This is a genomic window from Colwellia sp. BRX8-7 (assembly GCF_014077275.1).
In the GTDB taxonomy this organism is placed as follows: Bacteria; Pseudomonadota; Gammaproteobacteria; order Enterobacterales; family Alteromonadaceae; genus Colwellia_A.
In genome coordinates, this window is record NZ_JACGVP010000092.1 from 1 (window position 1) to 483 (window position 483).

At 36.4% G+C, this 483-nt stretch carries 1 protein-coding gene; it reads right to left on the reverse strand.

The features are described 5' to 3' along the window. Positions 1-103: 103 nt before the first annotated feature. On the reverse strand, positions 104-483 hold a 380-nt coding region (locus H4J57_RS19575; RefSeq protein ID WP_220470343.1), incomplete at its 5' end, for a hypothetical protein.

Below are 483 nucleotides of genomic sequence, written 5' to 3' on the forward strand. Positions count from 1 at the left end.
TAACGCCCCACTAAGAGGCTTTTAATTGTTGGTTAAAATGTGAAGCGAAGCGGAACCTAACCAACTGTTAAAAGTCCTGCTTGAGTGGCTTGTTAGCCGTGCTTTACACCAAATCTATTTCAGTGCTGATTAATGATTCCCCAACAGCCAAAACAATAAATCCAGGAATAATATGACACAAAATTAATGGAAACTCATTGATGACAGGACGGGTAGGAATAAAGAAATATGGATCTATTTTTTTAAAGTAATTATAAAAAGGCATCAAAACCGGCTTGATCCAGTTGTGGAAGTAAAACCCTACAACTGAAATTATTTGCACCTCGATTAATAGTGAGAACATTTCTAAACCGACAGCGTCTATGAAAGCGCTCATAACGATAAACTCAGGGTTCAGCATTAAAAGACCAATAATAATTAATGTTAATACTTTCCAAAACCAATCTATAATTTTCATCACAATTCTCGGTACGGCTAACGCCC